This window comes from Stenotrophomonas sp. FR010 (genome assembly GCF_047520755.2).
Taxonomy (GTDB): domain Bacteria; phylum Pseudomonadota; class Gammaproteobacteria; order Xanthomonadales; family Xanthomonadaceae; genus Stenotrophomonas; species Stenotrophomonas sepilia.
In genome coordinates, this window is the sequence record NZ_JAXBQT020000001.1 from 64,096 (window position 1) to 78,537 (window position 14,442).

18 protein-coding genes are annotated in these 14,442 nt (G+C 67.1%); 12 read left to right on the forward strand and 6 right to left on the reverse strand.

Features of this window, described 5'->3' with window-relative positions:
• Positions 1-83 precede the first annotated feature (83 nt).
• From rplI to ACM0PK_RS00295, 4 genes are all read right to left on the reverse strand, one after another.
• Entirely contained in the window at positions 84-533 is a 450-nt protein-coding gene (rplI, locus tag ACM0PK_RS00280; protein ID WP_005417398.1) for a 50S ribosomal protein L9, read from the reverse strand.
• Positions 534-637: 104 nt separating this feature from the next.
• Complete coding sequence (rpsR, locus tag ACM0PK_RS00285) at positions 638-868, reverse strand: 30S ribosomal protein S18 (RefSeq protein WP_002804494.1); 231 nt, start codon at positions 866-868, stop codon at positions 638-640.
• Between the two features lie 11 nt (positions 869-879).
• The gene (gene rpsF, locus ACM0PK_RS00290) at positions 880-1,317 is read right to left on the reverse strand and encodes a 30S ribosomal protein S6 (RefSeq protein WP_005410228.1); all 438 of its coding nucleotides are present in this window, start codon (positions 1,315-1,317) and stop codon (positions 880-882) included.
• Positions 1,318-1,518: 201 nt separating this feature from the next.
• Positions 1,519-1,857: a HesB/IscA family protein gene (locus ACM0PK_RS00295; RefSeq protein WP_111201558.1), complete on the reverse strand. Its 339-nt coding sequence runs from the start codon at positions 1,855-1,857 to the stop codon at positions 1,519-1,521.
• Positions 1,858-1,985: 128 nt separating this feature from the next.
• On the opposite strand from ACM0PK_RS00295, the gene asnS reads away from it, so the two are divergent.
• The 12 genes from asnS (at position 1,986) to ACM0PK_RS00355 (ending at position 12,470) form a co-directional block, all read left to right on the forward strand.
• Positions 1,986-3,380 (forward strand): asparagine--tRNA ligase, encoded by a 1,395-nt coding sequence (gene asnS / locus ACM0PK_RS00300; RefSeq protein WP_414607298.1) that lies wholly within the window; start codon positions 1,986-1,988, stop codon positions 3,378-3,380.
• A 30-nt stretch (positions 3,381-3,410) separates the two neighbouring features.
• Positions 3,411-3,710: a hypothetical protein gene (locus tag ACM0PK_RS00305; protein ID WP_005417403.1), complete on the forward strand. Its 300-nt coding sequence runs from the start codon at positions 3,411-3,413 to the stop codon at positions 3,708-3,710.
• 5 nt (positions 3,711-3,715) lie between these two features.
• Positions 3,716-4,030 (forward strand): hypothetical protein, encoded by a 315-nt coding sequence (locus ACM0PK_RS00310; RefSeq protein WP_005417404.1) that lies wholly within the window; start codon positions 3,716-3,718, stop codon positions 4,028-4,030.
• A gap of 7 nt (positions 4,031-4,037) precedes the next feature.
• Complete coding sequence (locus ACM0PK_RS00315; RefSeq protein WP_111201559.1) at positions 4,038-4,676, forward strand: FMN-binding negative transcriptional regulator; 639 nt, start codon at positions 4,038-4,040, stop codon at positions 4,674-4,676.
• 71 nt (positions 4,677-4,747) lie between these two features.
• Positions 4,748-5,410: a carbonate dehydratase gene (can, locus tag ACM0PK_RS00320; protein ID WP_005417406.1), complete on the forward strand. Its 663-nt coding sequence runs from the start codon at positions 4,748-4,750 to the stop codon at positions 5,408-5,410.
• Between the two features lie 19 nt (positions 5,411-5,429).
• A complete protein-coding gene (locus ACM0PK_RS00325) occupies positions 5,430-5,951 on the forward strand; it encodes a 3-hydroxyanthranilate 3,4-dioxygenase (RefSeq protein ID WP_414607299.1) in 522 nt (173 codons plus the stop codon).
• A 137-nt stretch (positions 5,952-6,088) separates the two neighbouring features.
• Positions 6,089-7,363, forward strand: a complete 1,275-nt coding sequence (gene kynU / locus ACM0PK_RS00330) for a kynureninase (protein ID WP_088497051.1) — start codon at positions 6,089-6,091, stop codon at positions 7,361-7,363.
• Between the two features lie 31 nt (positions 7,364-7,394).
• A complete protein-coding gene (locus ACM0PK_RS00335) occupies positions 7,395-8,762 on the forward strand; it encodes an FAD-dependent oxidoreductase (RefSeq protein WP_111201560.1) in 1,368 nt (455 codons plus the stop codon).
• The gene (gene sbcB, locus ACM0PK_RS00340; RefSeq protein WP_414607300.1) at positions 8,762-10,201 is read left to right on the forward strand and encodes an exodeoxyribonuclease I; all 1,440 of its coding nucleotides are present in this window, start codon (positions 8,762-8,764) and stop codon (positions 10,199-10,201) included. The genes ACM0PK_RS00335 and sbcB overlap by 1 nt, the downstream gene beginning before the upstream one ends.
• On the forward strand, positions 10,198-10,884 hold the full coding sequence (locus ACM0PK_RS00345; RefSeq protein WP_053500718.1) for a DUF2461 domain-containing protein: 687 nt from the start codon (positions 10,198-10,200) through the stop codon (positions 10,882-10,884). Before sbcB ends, ACM0PK_RS00345 begins: the two co-directional genes overlap by 4 nt.
• Positions 10,884-11,876, forward strand: coding sequence for an aldo/keto reductase (locus tag ACM0PK_RS00350; protein ID WP_111201562.1), 993 nt, complete (start codon positions 10,884-10,886; stop codon positions 11,874-11,876). The genes ACM0PK_RS00345 and ACM0PK_RS00350 overlap by 1 nt, the downstream gene beginning before the upstream one ends.
• Before the next feature lie 42 nt (positions 11,877-11,918).
• The gene (locus tag ACM0PK_RS00355) at positions 11,919-12,470 is read left to right on the forward strand and encodes a DUF2939 domain-containing protein (RefSeq protein WP_111201563.1); all 552 of its coding nucleotides are present in this window, start codon (positions 11,919-11,921) and stop codon (positions 12,468-12,470) included.
• 60 nt (positions 12,471-12,530) lie between these two features.
• On the opposite strand, the gene ACM0PK_RS00360 is transcribed toward ACM0PK_RS00355, so the two are convergent.
• A complete protein-coding gene (locus ACM0PK_RS00360; RefSeq protein ID WP_005417414.1) occupies positions 12,531-13,475 on the reverse strand; it encodes a 5'-nucleotidase in 945 nt (314 codons plus the stop codon).
• A gap of 47 nt (positions 13,476-13,522) precedes the next feature.
• Positions 13,523-14,296 carry an NAD kinase gene (locus tag ACM0PK_RS00365; protein ID WP_111201564.1) on the reverse strand — a complete coding sequence of 258 codons (774 nt, stop codon included), beginning with the start codon at positions 14,294-14,296 and terminating at the stop codon, positions 13,523-13,525.
• Positions 14,297-14,442 lie beyond the last annotated feature (146 nt).

Consider the following 14,442-nt stretch of genomic DNA (forward strand, 5'->3'; position numbering starts at 1 on the left):
GCTGGCGAAACGGAACCATAAAACAAAACGGGCACCCTTGCGGGCGCCCGTTCTGCGGTGATGCCAGGCCTTGCGGCGTGGGATCAGGCTTCGGCGACGACGACGACCTTGACGGTGGTCTCGACGTCGGCGTGCAGGTGGACCAGCACGTCGTATTCGCCGATGTTGCGGAAGGCGCCTTCACCCAGGATGACTTCGCTCTTCTCCAGCGGCAGGCCGGCGGCAGTGAAGGCTTCGGCGATGTCGCGCGGGCCGACCGAGCCGTACAGCTTGCCTTCGGTCGAAGCGTTGGCGGCGATGGTCACGCTCGCGCCTTCCAGCTTGGCCTTGCGGCCTTCAGCTTCTGCGTGGATGGCCTGAGCCTTGGCTTCGTACTCGGCGCGCTTGGCTTCGAACTCGGCCTTGTTGCTCTCGGTGGCCGGCACGGCCTTGCCCTGCGGCACGAGGAAGTTACGGCCGTAGCCCGGCTTCACGTCGACCAGGTCGCCCAGGTTGCCGAGGTTGGTGACTTTCTGCAGGAGGATCAGCTGCATGGTATTGCTCCAGATGAGTTATTCGTTAGCGAGGCGATGCCCCGCAACAAAGGCTGTCCGAATAGCTGGCACAGCGGGGGCGGCACCGGGCCGCCCCGCCGGCATCAGACGTCGTGGTTGTCGGTGTACGGGATCAGGGCCAGGAAGCGAGCGCGCTTGACGGCGGTCGCCAGCTGGCGCTGGTACTTCGACTTGGTACCGGTGACGCGGCTCGGCACGATCTTGCCGTTCTCGGTCAGGTACTGGCGCAGGGTGTTGAGATCCTTGTAGTCGATCTCCTTCACACCTTCAGCAGTGAACTTGCAGAACTTGCGGCGACGGAAGAACTTGGACATGGGAAGGCTCCTTAGGCGGCGGAAGCGGCGTCGTCGCCGGCTTCGTTGTCAGCGGTGTTGTTGGACTCGCCTTCTTCGTCGTCACGACGACGGCGCTCACCGCGCTCCGGCTTGTCACCCTTCTCGTCCTTGCTCTTCATGATCAGCGACTGCTCGGTGTCAGCCTCGTCACGCTTGATGACCAGGTTGCGCAGCACGGCGTCGTTGAAGCGGAAGCTCTCGGTCAGTTCGTTCAGAACGGCCTGGTCGGCTTCGATGTTCATCAGCACGTAGTGGGCCTTCACCAGGTTCTGGATCGGGTACGCCAGCTGGCGGCGGCCCCAGTCTTCCAGACGGTGGATGGTGCCGTTGCCGTTCTCGACCAGCGACTTGTAGCGCTCGATCATGGCCGGGACCTGCTCGCTCTGGTCCGGGTGGACCATGAACACGATTTCGTAATGACGACTCATGTTTTTTCTACCTTTCGGATGTGGCCTCGCGGCCGGACAGCCCCCCGCCGTTGAGACCGCGGTGGGGCAAGGATTCCCGCCAGGAAGGCAGGAAGCCGCGCATTATGGCGCAGATGAGGGTGCCGGGCAACCGGCCCGCGGCGGCTGAACCTGCCCCCCCCCCCAGCGCCCGGCCATGCCCGGCGGGCGCCAGAACCGGCCTCAGGCCTTGTCGGCGTCGGTGGTGAAGCTCTCGCCGCAGCCACACTCGGCGGTGGCGTTCGGGTTGCTGAACGTGAACGTCTCGCTCAGGCCTTGCTTGCCAAAGTCGATCACGGTGCCGTCCACCAGCGCCAGGCTCTTGGCGTCGACGTAGATCTTCACGCCGTCCTGCTCGAACACGGTATCGCCCTCGCGCTCGTCGCGGGCCAGGTCGGTCACGTGGCCCCAACCGGAGCAGCCGGTCTTGGTCACGCCGAAACGCAGGCCCAGCGCGCCGGGGGTCTGGGCGACAAAGCGCTGCACGCGCTCGAAGGCAATGGGGGTCAGGCTGACGGCCATGGGGCTACTCCAGAGGTACGGGAACATTATAAGGAGCCGTTGCCGCGAAAAATGCCTCGCAAGCAGAACGCTGCAACCGGTAAACTCCCGTGTTCACAGATCGAGTCGATCAGCAGAGGATTCAAGTCATGACGGTGGTCAGCGTTGAACATGCGCTTGCCGGGAAGATCCCGGAAGGCGGCGAAGTCACGGTACGCGGATGGGTGCGCACGGTGCGCGGTTCAGCGAATCTGGCCTTCGTGAATGTGAGCGACGGCTCCTGCTTCGCCCCGATCCAGGTCGTGGCCAACGACACCCTGGCCAACTTCGACGAGATCAAGCGCCTGACCAGCGGCTGCTCGGTCATCGGCACCGGCACCCTGGTGAAGTCGCAGGGCAAGGGCCAGTCGTTCGAGATCCAGGCCAGCACCCTGGAAGTGGTCGGCTGGGTCGAAGATCCGCTCACCTACCCGATCCAGCCCAAGCCGATGTCGCCGGAGTTCCTGCGCGAAGTGGCGCACCTGCGCCCACGCACCAACCTGTTCGGCGCAGTCACCCGCATCCGCAACTGCCTGGCCCAGGCCGTGCACCGCTTCTTCCACGAGAACGGCTTCAACTGGATCAGCACCCCGATCATCACCACCTCCGACGCCGAAGGCGCCGGCCAGATGTTCCGCGTGTCCACCCTGGACATGGTGAACCTGCCGCGTGACGAGAAGGGCGCGATCGACTTCAGCCGCGACTTCTTCGGCAAGGAAACGTTCCTGACCGTGTCCGGCCAGCTGAACGTCGAGGCCTACTGCCTGGCGCTGAGCAAGGTCTACACCTTCGGCCCGACCTTCCGCGCCGAGAACAGCCACACCACCCGCCATCTGGCGGAGTTCTGGATGATCGAGCCGGAAATCGCCTTCGCCGACCTGGCCGAAGACGCACGCCTGGCCGAAGAGTTCCTGAAGTACCTGTTCCGCGCCGTGCTGAACGAGCGCAGCGACGACCTGGCCTTCATCGCCGAGCGCGTGGACAAGAACGCGATCACCAAGCTGGAAGATTTCATCAACGCACCGTTCGAGCGCATCGACTACACCGATGCGGTCAGCCTGCTGCAGAAGTCCGGCAGGAAGTTCGACTTCCCGGTGGAATGGGGCCTGGACCTGCAGACCGAGCACGAGCGCTGGCTGACCGAGGAGCATGTCGGCCGTCCGGTGGTGGTGACCAACTATCCGGAGCACATCAAGGCCTTCTACATGCGCCTGAACGACGATGGCAAGACCGTTGCCGCGATGGACGTGCTGGCCCCGGGCATCGGTGAGATCATCGGTGGCAGCCAGCGCGAAGAGCGCCTGGACGTGCTGGACGCGCGCATGGCCCAGTTCGGCCTGGATCGCGAGCACTACAGCTGGTACCGCGACTTCCGCCGCTATGGCTCGGTGCCGCACGCCGGCTTCGGCCTGGGCTTCGAACGCCTGGTGGTGTACGTCTGCGGGCTGTCCAACATCCGCGACGCGATCCCCTACCCGCGCGCCCCGGGCAGCGCGGACTTCTAAGCCCCACACGACCACGGAGGTACGGCTCCCATGACCCTGTTCTTCGCCCTGTGTTTCGTCGGCGTTGCAGTGGCCGGGTTCAGTGCCTTCGTGATCTTCTGGCCGCTGACCCTGGTGCACGTGCGCGACCGCCATCCGGCGCTCGCCGAGCGCTTCGGCAGCGGTGCCTTTCTCAAGCCCGATGCCCTGGCCTGGCTGCTGCGCCGCGACTATCGCCAGCAGCCGGACCGCTCGCTGTCCGGACTGGCGACGCCGGCCTGGGTATCGCTGCTGACCCTGCTGGCCGGACTGGGCATGGCTGCCCTGCTCTGGCTGGCCTCGCTCTGGTAACCCCCATGAATGACATTTCTGCCTCGCGCGACAGCTGGTGGCTGGCCAGCCTCGGCAACACCCTGATCTGGGCGCGCCTGCGCGTTCGCCCGGCCGGCACCGCTGAGGTGCTCGACAGCGATGGCAACACGCTGAGCTATGACAGCGAAGACACCGCCCGTTCGCAGCTGTTCGACGCCGAATTCGTCGAGTATGACGGCCTGGACGAGGAAGACGCGCTGGTGCGCGGCTTCAGCCTGCACGAAGTGCAGCCGCCGCAGGCCGACAACGACGAGGGTCTGCGCGGCCGCATGATCCAGTCGCTGGGCGCGCGCGCCTGATCCAGGCATGTTCACTCCACGCGCCTTCGCCGAGACCGACCTGCTCTGGCTGGACCGCCTGCTGGCGCGCGATCCGTTCGTCACCGTGCTCACCCCCGGCAGCGATGGCCTGCCGGAACTGACGCGGATGCCGGTGTTGTACCGGCGCGAGGGCGAGCGCATCGAGCTGCGCGGGCACTGGGCCCGCGCCAACCCGCAGTCGCGCCACAGCGGTGCGGCCAAGGTGCTGGTCGACGGACCACACGGCTACGTCTCGGCCAGCTGGTATCCGGACAAGGAGCCTGCCGCACGGGTGCCGACCTGGAACTACGCCGCCGCCGAGCTGCGTGGCCAGTTGCACACCTTCGACGACACCGATGCGCTGGCCGGGCTGGTCGGCGCGATCAGCGACCGATTCGAAGCCAGCGTCGGCCAGGCCTGGCAGTTCGATGCCACGCGCACCGAACATGGCCCGGAACTGCGCGCCATCATCGGCTTCCGTTTCCAGGTCGAACACGTGCAGCTGAAGCTGAAGCTGAGCCAGAACCATCCCGACGCCAACCAGCGCGCCGTGATCGCCGAACTGGAACAGCTGGGCACCCCTTCCTCCACCGAGTTGGCGCAGTGGATGCGCTGGCACCGCGAACAGGCCGCCCGCAGCGGCTGAACACCCCAGATTCCCGCGACGTCGCAGCCGGATGGCTGCGGTGCGCCCCCACCCGACGCCAGGGACCGAACATGAAAGACATCCACAAGCTGCTGCAGAACAACCGCGACTGGGCCGACCGCATCGAGAAGGAGGACCCCGACTTCTTCCACCAGCTGGCCAAGCAGCAGCACCCGGAGTACCTGTGGATCGGCTGCTCCGATTCGCGCGTGCCGGCCAATCAGATCATCGGCATGGCGCCGGGCGAAGTGTTCGTGCATCGCAACGTCGCCAACGTGGTCGCCCACACCGACCTCAACTGCCTGAGCGTGGTGCAGTACGCGGTGGACCAGCTGAAGGTCAAGCACATCCTGATCGTCGGCCACTACGGCTGCGGCGGCGTGCATGCCTGCCTGCACAACACCCGCGTCGGCCTGGCCGACAACTGGCTGCGCCATGTCGGTGACGTGGTGCAGAAGCACCAGGGCATCCTCGACGCCATCGAAGACGACGAACTCAAGCACGCCCGGCTGTGCGAGCTGAACGTGATCGAGCAGGTCGCCAACCTCTGCCGCTCGACCATCGTGCTGGATGCCTGGGCCCGCGGCCAGAAGCTGATGGTGCACGGCTGGGTCTACAGCCTGAAAGACGGCCGCGTGCGTGAAATGGGCATCGACGTCGGTTCGCTGGAGGAGCTGCAGCCGGCGTATGAAAAAGCGCTGTCCTTCGTGCCGCGCAAGGGCCGTCGCGACTGATCCCCTACGGATGACCACCATGCTCGCTCCGCCGATCAACCTGCACGCCTGGATCGAAGAGAACCGCCACCTGCTGAAGCCGCCGGTGGGCAACAAGATGATCGACAACGGCGATTTCATCTTGATGGTGGTCGGCGGGCCGAACTCGCGTACCGACTACCACTACGACGAAGGCCCCGAGTGGTTCTACCAGCTCGAAGGGGAGATGGTGCTGAAGGTGCAGGAGGACGGCGCGGTACGCGACATTCCGATCCGCGCCGGCGAGATCTTCCTGTTGCCGGCGAAGGTGCCGCACTCGCCGCGCCGCCCGCCCGGGGGCATCGGCCTGGTGGTCGAGCGCAAGCGGCTGCCGCATGAGTTGGACGGCGTGATCTGGCACTGCGAGCGCTGCAACCACAAGCTGCACGAAGAGTATTTCCCGCTGCAGAACATCGAAACCGACCTGCCCAAGGTGTTTGCGCACTACCACGCCAGCCTGGAACTGCGCACCTGCAGCCAGTGCGGGCACGTGGATCCGCTGCCGGTGCCGGCGGCGGGCTGAGCACCTGCCCTGTAGAGCCGAGCCCATGCTCGGCTTCGTGGCCCGGCAGCCGAGCATGGGCTCGGCGCTACAGGTTCGGCAGCAGGCACGCCGCCAGGCGCTACACTGGCGGTCCCGTTGCAGCCTGTTGCCCGACCATGTCCGACCTGCTCAGCCGCACCCACGCCATCGCCCTGGACGCCGCCGATCCGCTGCGCCCGCTGCGTGGCGAATTCCTGATTCCGCGCCATGGTGGCGGCGAGCAGACCTACTTCGTCGGCAACTCGCTGGGCCTGCAGCCGCGCGGTGCGCAGGCAGCGGTGCAGGAAGTGATGAAACAATGGGGCGAACTGGCGGTGGAAGGCCACTTCACCGGCCCGACGCAGTGGCTGTCCTACCACCGCCTGGTGAGCGCGCAGCTGGCCCGAGTGGTCGGCGCACTGCCCAGCGAGGTGGTAGCGATGAACACGCTGAGCGTGAACCTGCACCTGATGATGGTCAGCTTCTACCGGCCGACCACGCAGCGCCCGGTGATCCTGATGGAAGCCGGCGCATTCCCGACCGACCGCCACGCGGTGGAAGCTCAGATCCGCTTCCATGGTTTCGACCCGGCCGAGTGCCTGGTGGAAGTGCAGCCGGACGAAGCCAACGGCACGATTTCGCTGACCGCGATCGAACGCGCCATCGCCGAGCACGGCCCGCGCCTGGCACTGGTGCTGTGGCCCGGCGTGCAGTACCGCACCGGCCAGGCCTTCGACCTCGATGCGATCACCCGCGCCGCACGCCTGCAGGGCGCACGCATCGGCTTCGACCTGGCGCACTCGGTTGGCAACCTGCCGCTGCGCCTGCATGACGTGGCGCCCGATTTCGCCGTGTGGTGCCACTACAAATACCTCAACAGCGGCCCCGGCGCGGTGGCTGGCGCGTTCGTGCACGAGCGCCACCACCGCGACACCACCCTGCCGCGCTTTGCCGGCTGGTGGGGCCATGAGGAATCGACCCGCTTCCAGATGGCGCCCCAATTTACCCCCGCCATCGGTGCCGAAGGCTGGCAGCTCAGCAATCCACCGATCCTTGGCCTGGCACCACTGCGTGCCTCGCTGGACCTGTTCGAGCGTGCCGGCATGGAGGCGCTGCGCAGCAAATCGCTGGCGCTGACCGGCCTGCTCGAAGCGCTGGTCCGCGCACGCCTGCCGCAGGTGCTGGACATCATTACCCCGGCCGATCCGCAGCGCCGCGGCTGCCAGTTGTCGCTGCGCGTGATCGGTGGCCGCGAGCGTGGCCGTGCACTGTTCGAGCACCTGCGCGGCATCGGCGTGCTCGGCGACTGGCGCGAGCCTGACGTGATCCGCATCTCGCCCACCCCGCTCTACAACCGCTACCTGGACGTGCACCATTTCGTCGAGGAAGTGGAAGCCTGGGCCGGCCTGTAAGCCGCCCCCTCCCCTGCTGCTGGACAGTTCGTTGATCGCACACGCCTCCCGCTCGTTGAGCATTATCGGTGCCGGCCTTGCCGGGTCCCTGCTGGCCATCCTGCTGTCACGGCAAGGCTGGCGCATCACCCTGTACGAACGACGTGGCGATCCCCGCATTGCCGACTACGAGAGCGGTCGTTCGATCAACCTGGCGCTGGCCGAGCGCGGGCGCAATGCACTGCGCCAGGCCGGCGTGGAAGACGAGGTGATGGCGCGCGCGGTGATGATGCGCGGGCGCATGGTGCATCCGCGCGACGGCGAACCACAGCTGCAGCGCTATGGCCGCGACGACAGCGAGGTGATCTGGTCGATCCATCGCAGCGATCTGAACACCACGCTGCTGGAACTGGCCGAACAGGCCGGTGCCACCGTGCACTTCCATCGCCGCCTGCATACCGTGGATTTCGACGCGGGCTACGCGCGTTTCATCGATGACCGTGACGACAGCCCGCATGACATCCGCTTTGACACCCTGATCGGTGCCGACGGCGCGGGCTCGGCACTGCGCGCGGCGATGAACCGCCGTGCGCCGCTGGGCGAGGACATCGCCTTCCTTGACCATTCGTACAAGGAACTGGAGATCCCGCCGACCGCCGACGGCGGCTTCCGCATCGAGCGCAATGCGCTGCACATCTGGCCGCGCGGCCACTACATGTGCATCGCGTTGCCCAACCACGAAGGCACTTTCACGGTCACCCTGTTCCTGCCCAACCAGGGCGATCCCAGCTTCGCCACGGTCAATACCGGTGCGCAGGCCGAGGCCCTGTTTGCACGCGAGTTCGCCGACGCGCTGCCGTTGATCCCGAACCTGCGCGTGGACTGGGAACAGCACCCGCCGGGCCTGCTCGGCACGCTCACCCTCGACCGCTGGCATCAGCAGGGCCGCGCCGTGCTGATCGGTGACGCTGCGCATGCGATGGTGCCGTTCCACGGCCAGGGCATGAACTGCGCGTTCGAGGATTGCGTGGCTCTGGCCCGCCATCTGATGGAAGCGGATGATCTGGAAGGTGCGTTCGCCGCGTTCGAGGCCGAACGCAAACCGAATGCACGTGCCATCCAGCAGATGGCGCTTGAGAACTACCTGGAGATGCGCGACCGCGTGGCCGACCCTGCATTCCTGCTGCAACGCGAGCTGGAGCAGGAACTGCAGCGGCGCTGGCCGACCCGCTTCGTGCCGCATTACACGATGGTCACCTTCCTGCACACGCCCTACGCCGAGGCGCTGCGCCGCACCGAACTGCAGCGCGACCTGCTGGTTGCAGCCACCACCGGTCACGATTCACTGGACAACATCGACTGGGCCGCACTGGAAGCGCAGATCCACGCACAGTTGCCCGTCCTGGAGGGCGCGCACTGATGGCCGACAGCTTCCTGTTCTACGACCTGGAAACCTTCGGCCAGGACCCGCGGCGCACCCGCATCTCGCAGTTCGCCGCGATCCGCACCGATGCCGACCTCAACGAGATCGACACGCCGGTCAGCTTCTTCGTGCGCCCGGCCGATGACCTGCTGCCCTCGCCGATGGCCACCCTGGTCACCGGCATCACCCCGCAGCAGGCCCTGGCCGAGGGTATCAGCGAGGCCGAAGCCTTCGACCGCATCAACGAACTGATGTCGCGATCCGGCACCTGCGCGCTGGGCTACAACACGCTGCGCTTCGACGATGAGTTCGTCCGCTACGGGTTGTTCCGCAACTTCCACGATCCCTACGAGCGCGAGTGGCGCAACGGCAACTCGCGCTGGGACCTGCTGGACATGCTGCGGCTGATGCGCGCCATGCGCCCGGACGGCATCCGGTGGCCGCTGCGCGAAGACGGCGCCACCTCGTTCAAGCTCGAGTACCTGGCCGAGGCCAACAATGTGCGCGAAGGCGATGCGCACGAAGCGCTGTCAGACGTGCGCGCCACCATCGGCATGGCACGGCTGTTCAAGCAGTCGCAGCCGCGGCTGTGGGAGTACGCGCTGAAGCTGCGCGACAAGCGCTTCGTCGGCGGCTTGCTGGACGTGGCGGCGATGAAGCCGGTTCTGCACATTTCCATGCGCTACCCTGCCAGCCGCCTGTGCGCCGCACCGGTTCTGCCCTTGGCCGTGCACCCGACCATCAACAACCGGGTGATCGTGTTCGACCTGGAGGGCGAGATCGACGACCTGCTCGACCTGCCGGCCGAGGTGATCGCACAGCGCCTGTACATGCGGGCCAGCGAGCTGCCCGAAGGCGTGGCACGCGTGCCGCTGAAGGAAGTGCACCTGAACAAGGTGCCGGCACTGATCGCATGGAACCACCTGCGCGCCGATGACCATGCGCGCCTCGGCCTGGACGTGGCCGCGATCGAAGCCAAGGTGGAACGGCTGCGCGCGTTCGCTCCACAGCTGGCCGAGAAGGCACGCCAGGTCTACAACCAGCCCCGCGTCGCGACCGTGGCCGATGTCGATGCCTCGCTGTATGACGGCTTCCTCGGCAATGGCGACAAGCCGCTGCTGGCGCTGGCACGCACCACCGCGCCGGAGCAGCTGGCCGCGCTGGAAGGCCGCTTCCGCGACCCGCGCCTGCCGGAGCTGCTGTTCCGCTACCGTGCGCGCAATCATCCCGACAGCCTCGCGCCGGCTGAACGCCAGCGCTGGCAGGATTACCGGCGCCAGCGCCTGCTCGGCGACGGCGGCCTGGGCGAACTCAACCTGCCCCAGTACCAGCAACAGCTCGATGCGCTGGCCGCCGAGTCGCCCGACGACGCGCGGCGCCAGGCCCTGCTGCAATCGCTGCGCGACTGGGGCGAGCACCTGCAGGAGACCTTGTGAGTACCTATTTCTCGGACGCCAGCTTCAAGTTCCTGCGCAGCCTGGCGCGGCACAACGACAAGACCTGGTTCAACGACCACCGCCAGCAGTATGAAGACCACGTTCGGCAGCCGTTCCTGCGCCTGCTGGGCGACCTGCAGCCGGCATTGGCCGAGGTCAGCGAGCACTTCCGCGCCGATACCCGCGGCGTCGGCGGCTCCCTGTTCCGCATCCACCGTGACGCGCGCTTTTCCAATGACAAGTCACCGTACAAGACCTGGCAGGGTGCGCGCCTGTTCCATGAGCGCCGCCGAGAGGTGGCCGCGCCGTCCTTCTATGTGCACCTGCAACCCGGCGAGAGCTTCGTCGGCGCCGGCCTGTGGCATCCAGAACCGGAAACCCAGCGCCGCGTGCGCCACTTCATCCTCGACAACCCGGGCAGCTGGAAGGCCGCCGCGCATGCGCCGGCCCTGCGCAAGCGCTTCGATTTCGAGGAGAGCGAGAAGCTGGTGCGGCCCCCGCGTGGCTTCCCGGCCGACTTCGAGTTCATCGACGACCTCAAGCACCGCAACTGGGTGATGTGGCGCTCGCTGGACGACGCCACCATGACCGGCCCACGCCTGCTGTCCACGCTGGGCAAGGACCTGGCCGCGCTCGGCCCGTTCGTCGACTACCTGTGCGCTGCGCTGGACCTGGAATTCTGATGTCGCAGAATCTTCCGCTGGCCCGCCAGCGGCGCGTGCTCGGCCGCACCGGCCTGGCCGTTTCACCGATCGGATTGGGCTGCTCCGGCTTCTGGGGTCATCGCCACTTCCCCGAGCATGAGGCAGCTGCCGTGGTCGAGCATGCGCTTGCCCACGGGGTGAACCTGCTCGATACCGGTCACAACTATTCCGGCTTCCATGCCGAGCCGCGCCTGGGCCGCATCCTGCGCCCGTTGCTGAAGCAGTACCCGCGCGATTCACTGGTGATCTCAAGCAAGGGCGGCACGCTGACCGGCCAGGCCGGCATCAGCGGCGCCGAGCAACGCAATTTCTCGCCCGCGGCCATCACCGCCAGCTGCGAGGCGTCGCTGCGCAACCTCGGCCTGGACCATCTTGATGTCTACCAGCTGCATGGCGCCAGCGAACACGACATCAGTGACGACCTGCTGGCGGCACTGCAGCGCCTGCGCGAACGTGGGTTGATCCGTTACACCGGCATCAACACCCACTCGGCCTCGACCCTGCGCTGGATGATCGCTCATCCGGATGCCTTCGATGTGGTGCTGCTGGACTACAACGCCCTGCAGCAGGACCGCGAACCGCTTATCGATCAGCTGCAGGCGGTGGGTACCGGCGTGCTGGCCGGCACCGTGCTGGCGCAGGGCCACCTGCTGCCCGCGCGTGCCCGCCTGCCACGGCTGGCCGATGGCTGGTACCTGGCGCGCGCCTGGCTGAAACCCAGCAGCCGCCAGCTGATGCGCAGTGCCCGTCAGATGCGGCGCGCGGTGGCCGCGATCCACAGCCAGAGCCCGGCCCAGACCGCCTTCGCCTATGCGCTGGGCCATCCCGGCGTTGCCAGCGGCATCCTCGGCACCACCCGCACCCGCAGCCTGGACGAAGTGCTGGCGACGCGGCTGGAAGCGCTGACTCCGGCGGAACGGCAACGGCTGGTCGATGCCTTCGGCGATGGCCGTGGTTCGCCCAGTCAGTGAGTCTTCACCCGGCACTGCCGCCGTTGCGGCAGTCTGTCCGGCATGAAGAAGCTCACCGCACTGCTTGTGCTGCTGGTCCTGGCCTTGGCGGCCTGGTGGTTCGGCGGCCCGTACCTGACCGTCAATGGCCTGTCCAAGGCCATCGAGCAACGCGACACCGCGCGCCTGGAGCGCTACGTCGATTTCCCGCGCGTGCGCAGCAGCCTGCGTGCGCAGCTCAATGATTACCTGGTGCGCCAGGCGGGCCCGGACGTGGCGGCCAGCCCGTTCGGAGCCCTCCTCTACGGCCTGGGCGACCAGCTCGGGGGGGCCGCGGTGGAAACCATGGTGACCCCGACCGGGATCGGCGCGATGCTGCAGGGCCACGTGCTGTGGAAGCGTGGCCGCAATGAACTGCAGGGTGGCGACGCCTTCGGCGCGACCGAACCTGCGCGGCCGTTGAAGCACGCCGAGCACCATTTCGAGGCGTTCGATCGCTTCGTGATCGATGTCGATCGCGGCCCCGGCCAGCCACCGATGAAGGTGGTGCTGGAGCCGCAGGGCCTGCGCTGGAAAGTGGTGGACCTGCAGTTGGGGATGTCGGGCAGCCCTTGATCGGACCCGTGGCCTGACGGCAGCGCCAACCAAGTTTGGCACCTACCGGTCGAATCCGCCCTATCCCTCGTTGGCGACGCCGTGCGGTACGTGGCCGGCAGCCACATGCTCGCGGGCACTGTCGATGTTGTGCTGCGAATCATCGAAGAAGATGTCGGCACCGAAGGCTTGCAGGAACGGCCCCTTGTGCCGGCCGCCGAGGAACAGCGCTTCGTCCAGGCGCACGCCCCACTCCCGCAGGGTGCGGATCACCCGCTCGTGCGCCGGGGCCGACCGCGCGGTCACCAGTGCGGTACGGATCGGCGCGCTGTCGCCAGCCGGGAACACTTCCTGCAGCGTGTGCAGGGCCGACAGGAAGCCGCGGAAGGGGCCGCCACTGAGTGGCTCGCGGGCGCGTTCGCGTTCGTGGCGGCCAAAGGCTTCCACGCCCTGCTCGCGCGAAATGCGCTCACTCTCGTCACCGAAGATCACTGCGTCACCGTCGAAGGCAATGCGCAGCTGGCCGGCCGGGCGACCGGTATCGATCTGGTCGGCCGCTGCCGCAGCGGTCTCGCCCGGTGGTTTGGGCAGAATGGTCGCCGCCGCGATGCCATGGCGCAGCGCACTGCGCACCGATTCCGGGTTGGCCGACAGGAACAGGTCGGTGCCGAACGGCTTCACGTACGGCCAGGTCGGCTCGCCAGCGGTGAACGTCGCACGGATGATGCCCAGGCCGTAATGCTGGATCGAGTTGAAGATGCGCAGGCCGGTATCGGCCGAGTTGCGCGACAGCAGGATCACCTCGACCCGCGGGTTCTCCGGGCTGGCACCCTGGTTCAGTGCCAGCAGCTTGCGCACCACGGGAAAGGCCACGCCGGGGCCGAGGATGTCGTCCTCATGCTGGCGCTGGAACTCGGCATAGGCCGCCACGCCATCGCTCTCGAACAGCGCATGGCTCTCCTCGAGGTCGAACAGTGCGCGCGAGGTGACCGCGACGGTCAGCAAACGGGGGGAGTTGTCGCCCATCGGTGGGGGTCCTTCAAGCGGTCGGCGGGGCCGGCCGCCCATTGTCCTCAAAAAACGAACTGTTCGCTCAGGATCCGGTCTTCCAGGTTGTGCTCCGGGTCGAACAGCAGGGTCACACGACGGTCCCTCGACTCACGGATGGTCACCTCGACCACATCGCGGGTCTCGTGCGAATCAGCGGTGACGCTGACCGGACGCTTGTAGGGATCGAGCACGCGGAAGCGCACTTCGGTGTCGGCCTTGAGGATCGCCCCGCGCCAGCGTCGCGGCCGATACGGGGCCAGCGGCGTCAGCGCGATGGTATGCGACCCCAGCGGCAACACCGGGCCGTGCGCGGAATAATTGTAGGCGGTACTGCCGGCCGGGGTGGCCACCAGCACGCCGTCACCGATCAGCTCGGCCACCCGCTCCTGGCCGTTGAGGTCGATGCCGATATGGGCCGCCTGCCGGGTCTGCCGAAGCAGCGAGACATCGTTGTAGGCCAGCGACCCGGTGCTGGTGCCGGACTCGGTCAGCGCCACCATTTCCAGCGGGCGCAGGTTGGCCGGCTCGGCACGCGCAATGCGGGCCTGCACGTCATCGTCACCGCGGTAATGGTTCATCAGGAAGCCAACGGTGCCCAGCTTCATGCCGAACACCGGCTTGCCCAGGTGCCCGTGCCGGTGCAGGGTCTGCAGCATGAAACCGTCGCCACCCAGCGGGCACAGCACGTCGGCCTGCTCGGGCGCGTGATCGCCATAACGCGAGATCATCGCCGCGCGGGCCATCTGTGCAGGTTCGGTGCTGCTGGCCAGGAAAGCGATGCGGGGGGTGTCGCTCATCGGTGGATCCGGGTGGGTGTGCCAGCAAGAGCATACCCGGTCGTGCCGGCCGCTGGCCGGCTGCTGCACCCGGTTGCGATTCATGAGGTTGCCGGCCAGCGGCCGGCACTACCAGACAATGCAGAACGGCCCCGCTTTCGCGGGGC

Excerpts from the sequence above, each read along its gene's own strand:
- rplI (WP_005417398.1), bottom strand. The coding sequence starts at position 533 with ATGCAGCTGATCCTCCTGCAGAAAGTCACCAACCTCGGCAACCTGGGC.
- ACM0PK_RS00325 (WP_414607299.1), top strand. The coding sequence starts at position 5,430 with ATGCTCGCTCCGCCGATCAACCTGCACGCCTGGATCGAAGAGAACCGC.
- asnS (WP_414607298.1), top strand. The coding sequence starts at position 1,986 with ATGACGGTGGTCAGCGTTGAACATGCGCTTGCCGGGAAGATCCCGGAA.
- rpsR (WP_002804494.1), bottom strand. The coding sequence starts at position 868 with ATGTCCAAGTTCTTCCGTCGCCGCAAGTTCTGCAAGTTCACTGCTGAA.
- rpsF (WP_005410228.1), bottom strand. The coding sequence starts at position 1,317 with ATGAGTCGTCATTACGAAATCGTGTTCATGGTCCACCCGGACCAGAGC.
- ACM0PK_RS00310 (WP_005417404.1), top strand. The coding sequence starts at position 3,716 with ATGAATGACATTTCTGCCTCGCGCGACAGCTGGTGGCTGGCCAGCCTC.
- ACM0PK_RS00315 (WP_111201559.1), top strand. The coding sequence starts at position 4,038 with ATGTTCACTCCACGCGCCTTCGCCGAGACCGACCTGCTCTGGCTGGAC.
- sbcB (WP_414607300.1), top strand. The coding sequence starts at position 8,762 with ATGGCCGACAGCTTCCTGTTCTACGACCTGGAAACCTTCGGCCAGGAC.
- ACM0PK_RS00350 (WP_111201562.1), top strand. The coding sequence starts at position 10,884 with ATGTCGCAGAATCTTCCGCTGGCCCGCCAGCGGCGCGTGCTCGGCCGC.
- ACM0PK_RS00365 (WP_111201564.1), bottom strand. The coding sequence starts at position 14,296 with ATGAGCGACACCCCCCGCATCGCTTTCCTGGCCAGCAGCACCGAACCT.
- ACM0PK_RS00295 (WP_111201558.1), bottom strand. The coding sequence starts at position 1,857 with ATGGCCGTCAGCCTGACCCCCATTGCCTTCGAGCGCGTGCAGCGCTTT.
- kynU (WP_088497051.1), top strand. The coding sequence starts at position 6,089 with ATGTCCGACCTGCTCAGCCGCACCCACGCCATCGCCCTGGACGCCGCC.
- can (WP_005417406.1), top strand. The coding sequence starts at position 4,748 with ATGAAAGACATCCACAAGCTGCTGCAGAACAACCGCGACTGGGCCGAC.
- ACM0PK_RS00305 (WP_005417403.1), top strand. The coding sequence starts at position 3,411 with ATGACCCTGTTCTTCGCCCTGTGTTTCGTCGGCGTTGCAGTGGCCGGG.
- ACM0PK_RS00355 (WP_111201563.1), top strand. The coding sequence starts at position 11,919 with ATGAAGAAGCTCACCGCACTGCTTGTGCTGCTGGTCCTGGCCTTGGCG.
- ACM0PK_RS00360 (WP_005417414.1), bottom strand. The coding sequence starts at position 13,475 with ATGGGCGACAACTCCCCCCGTTTGCTGACCGTCGCGGTCACCTCGCGC.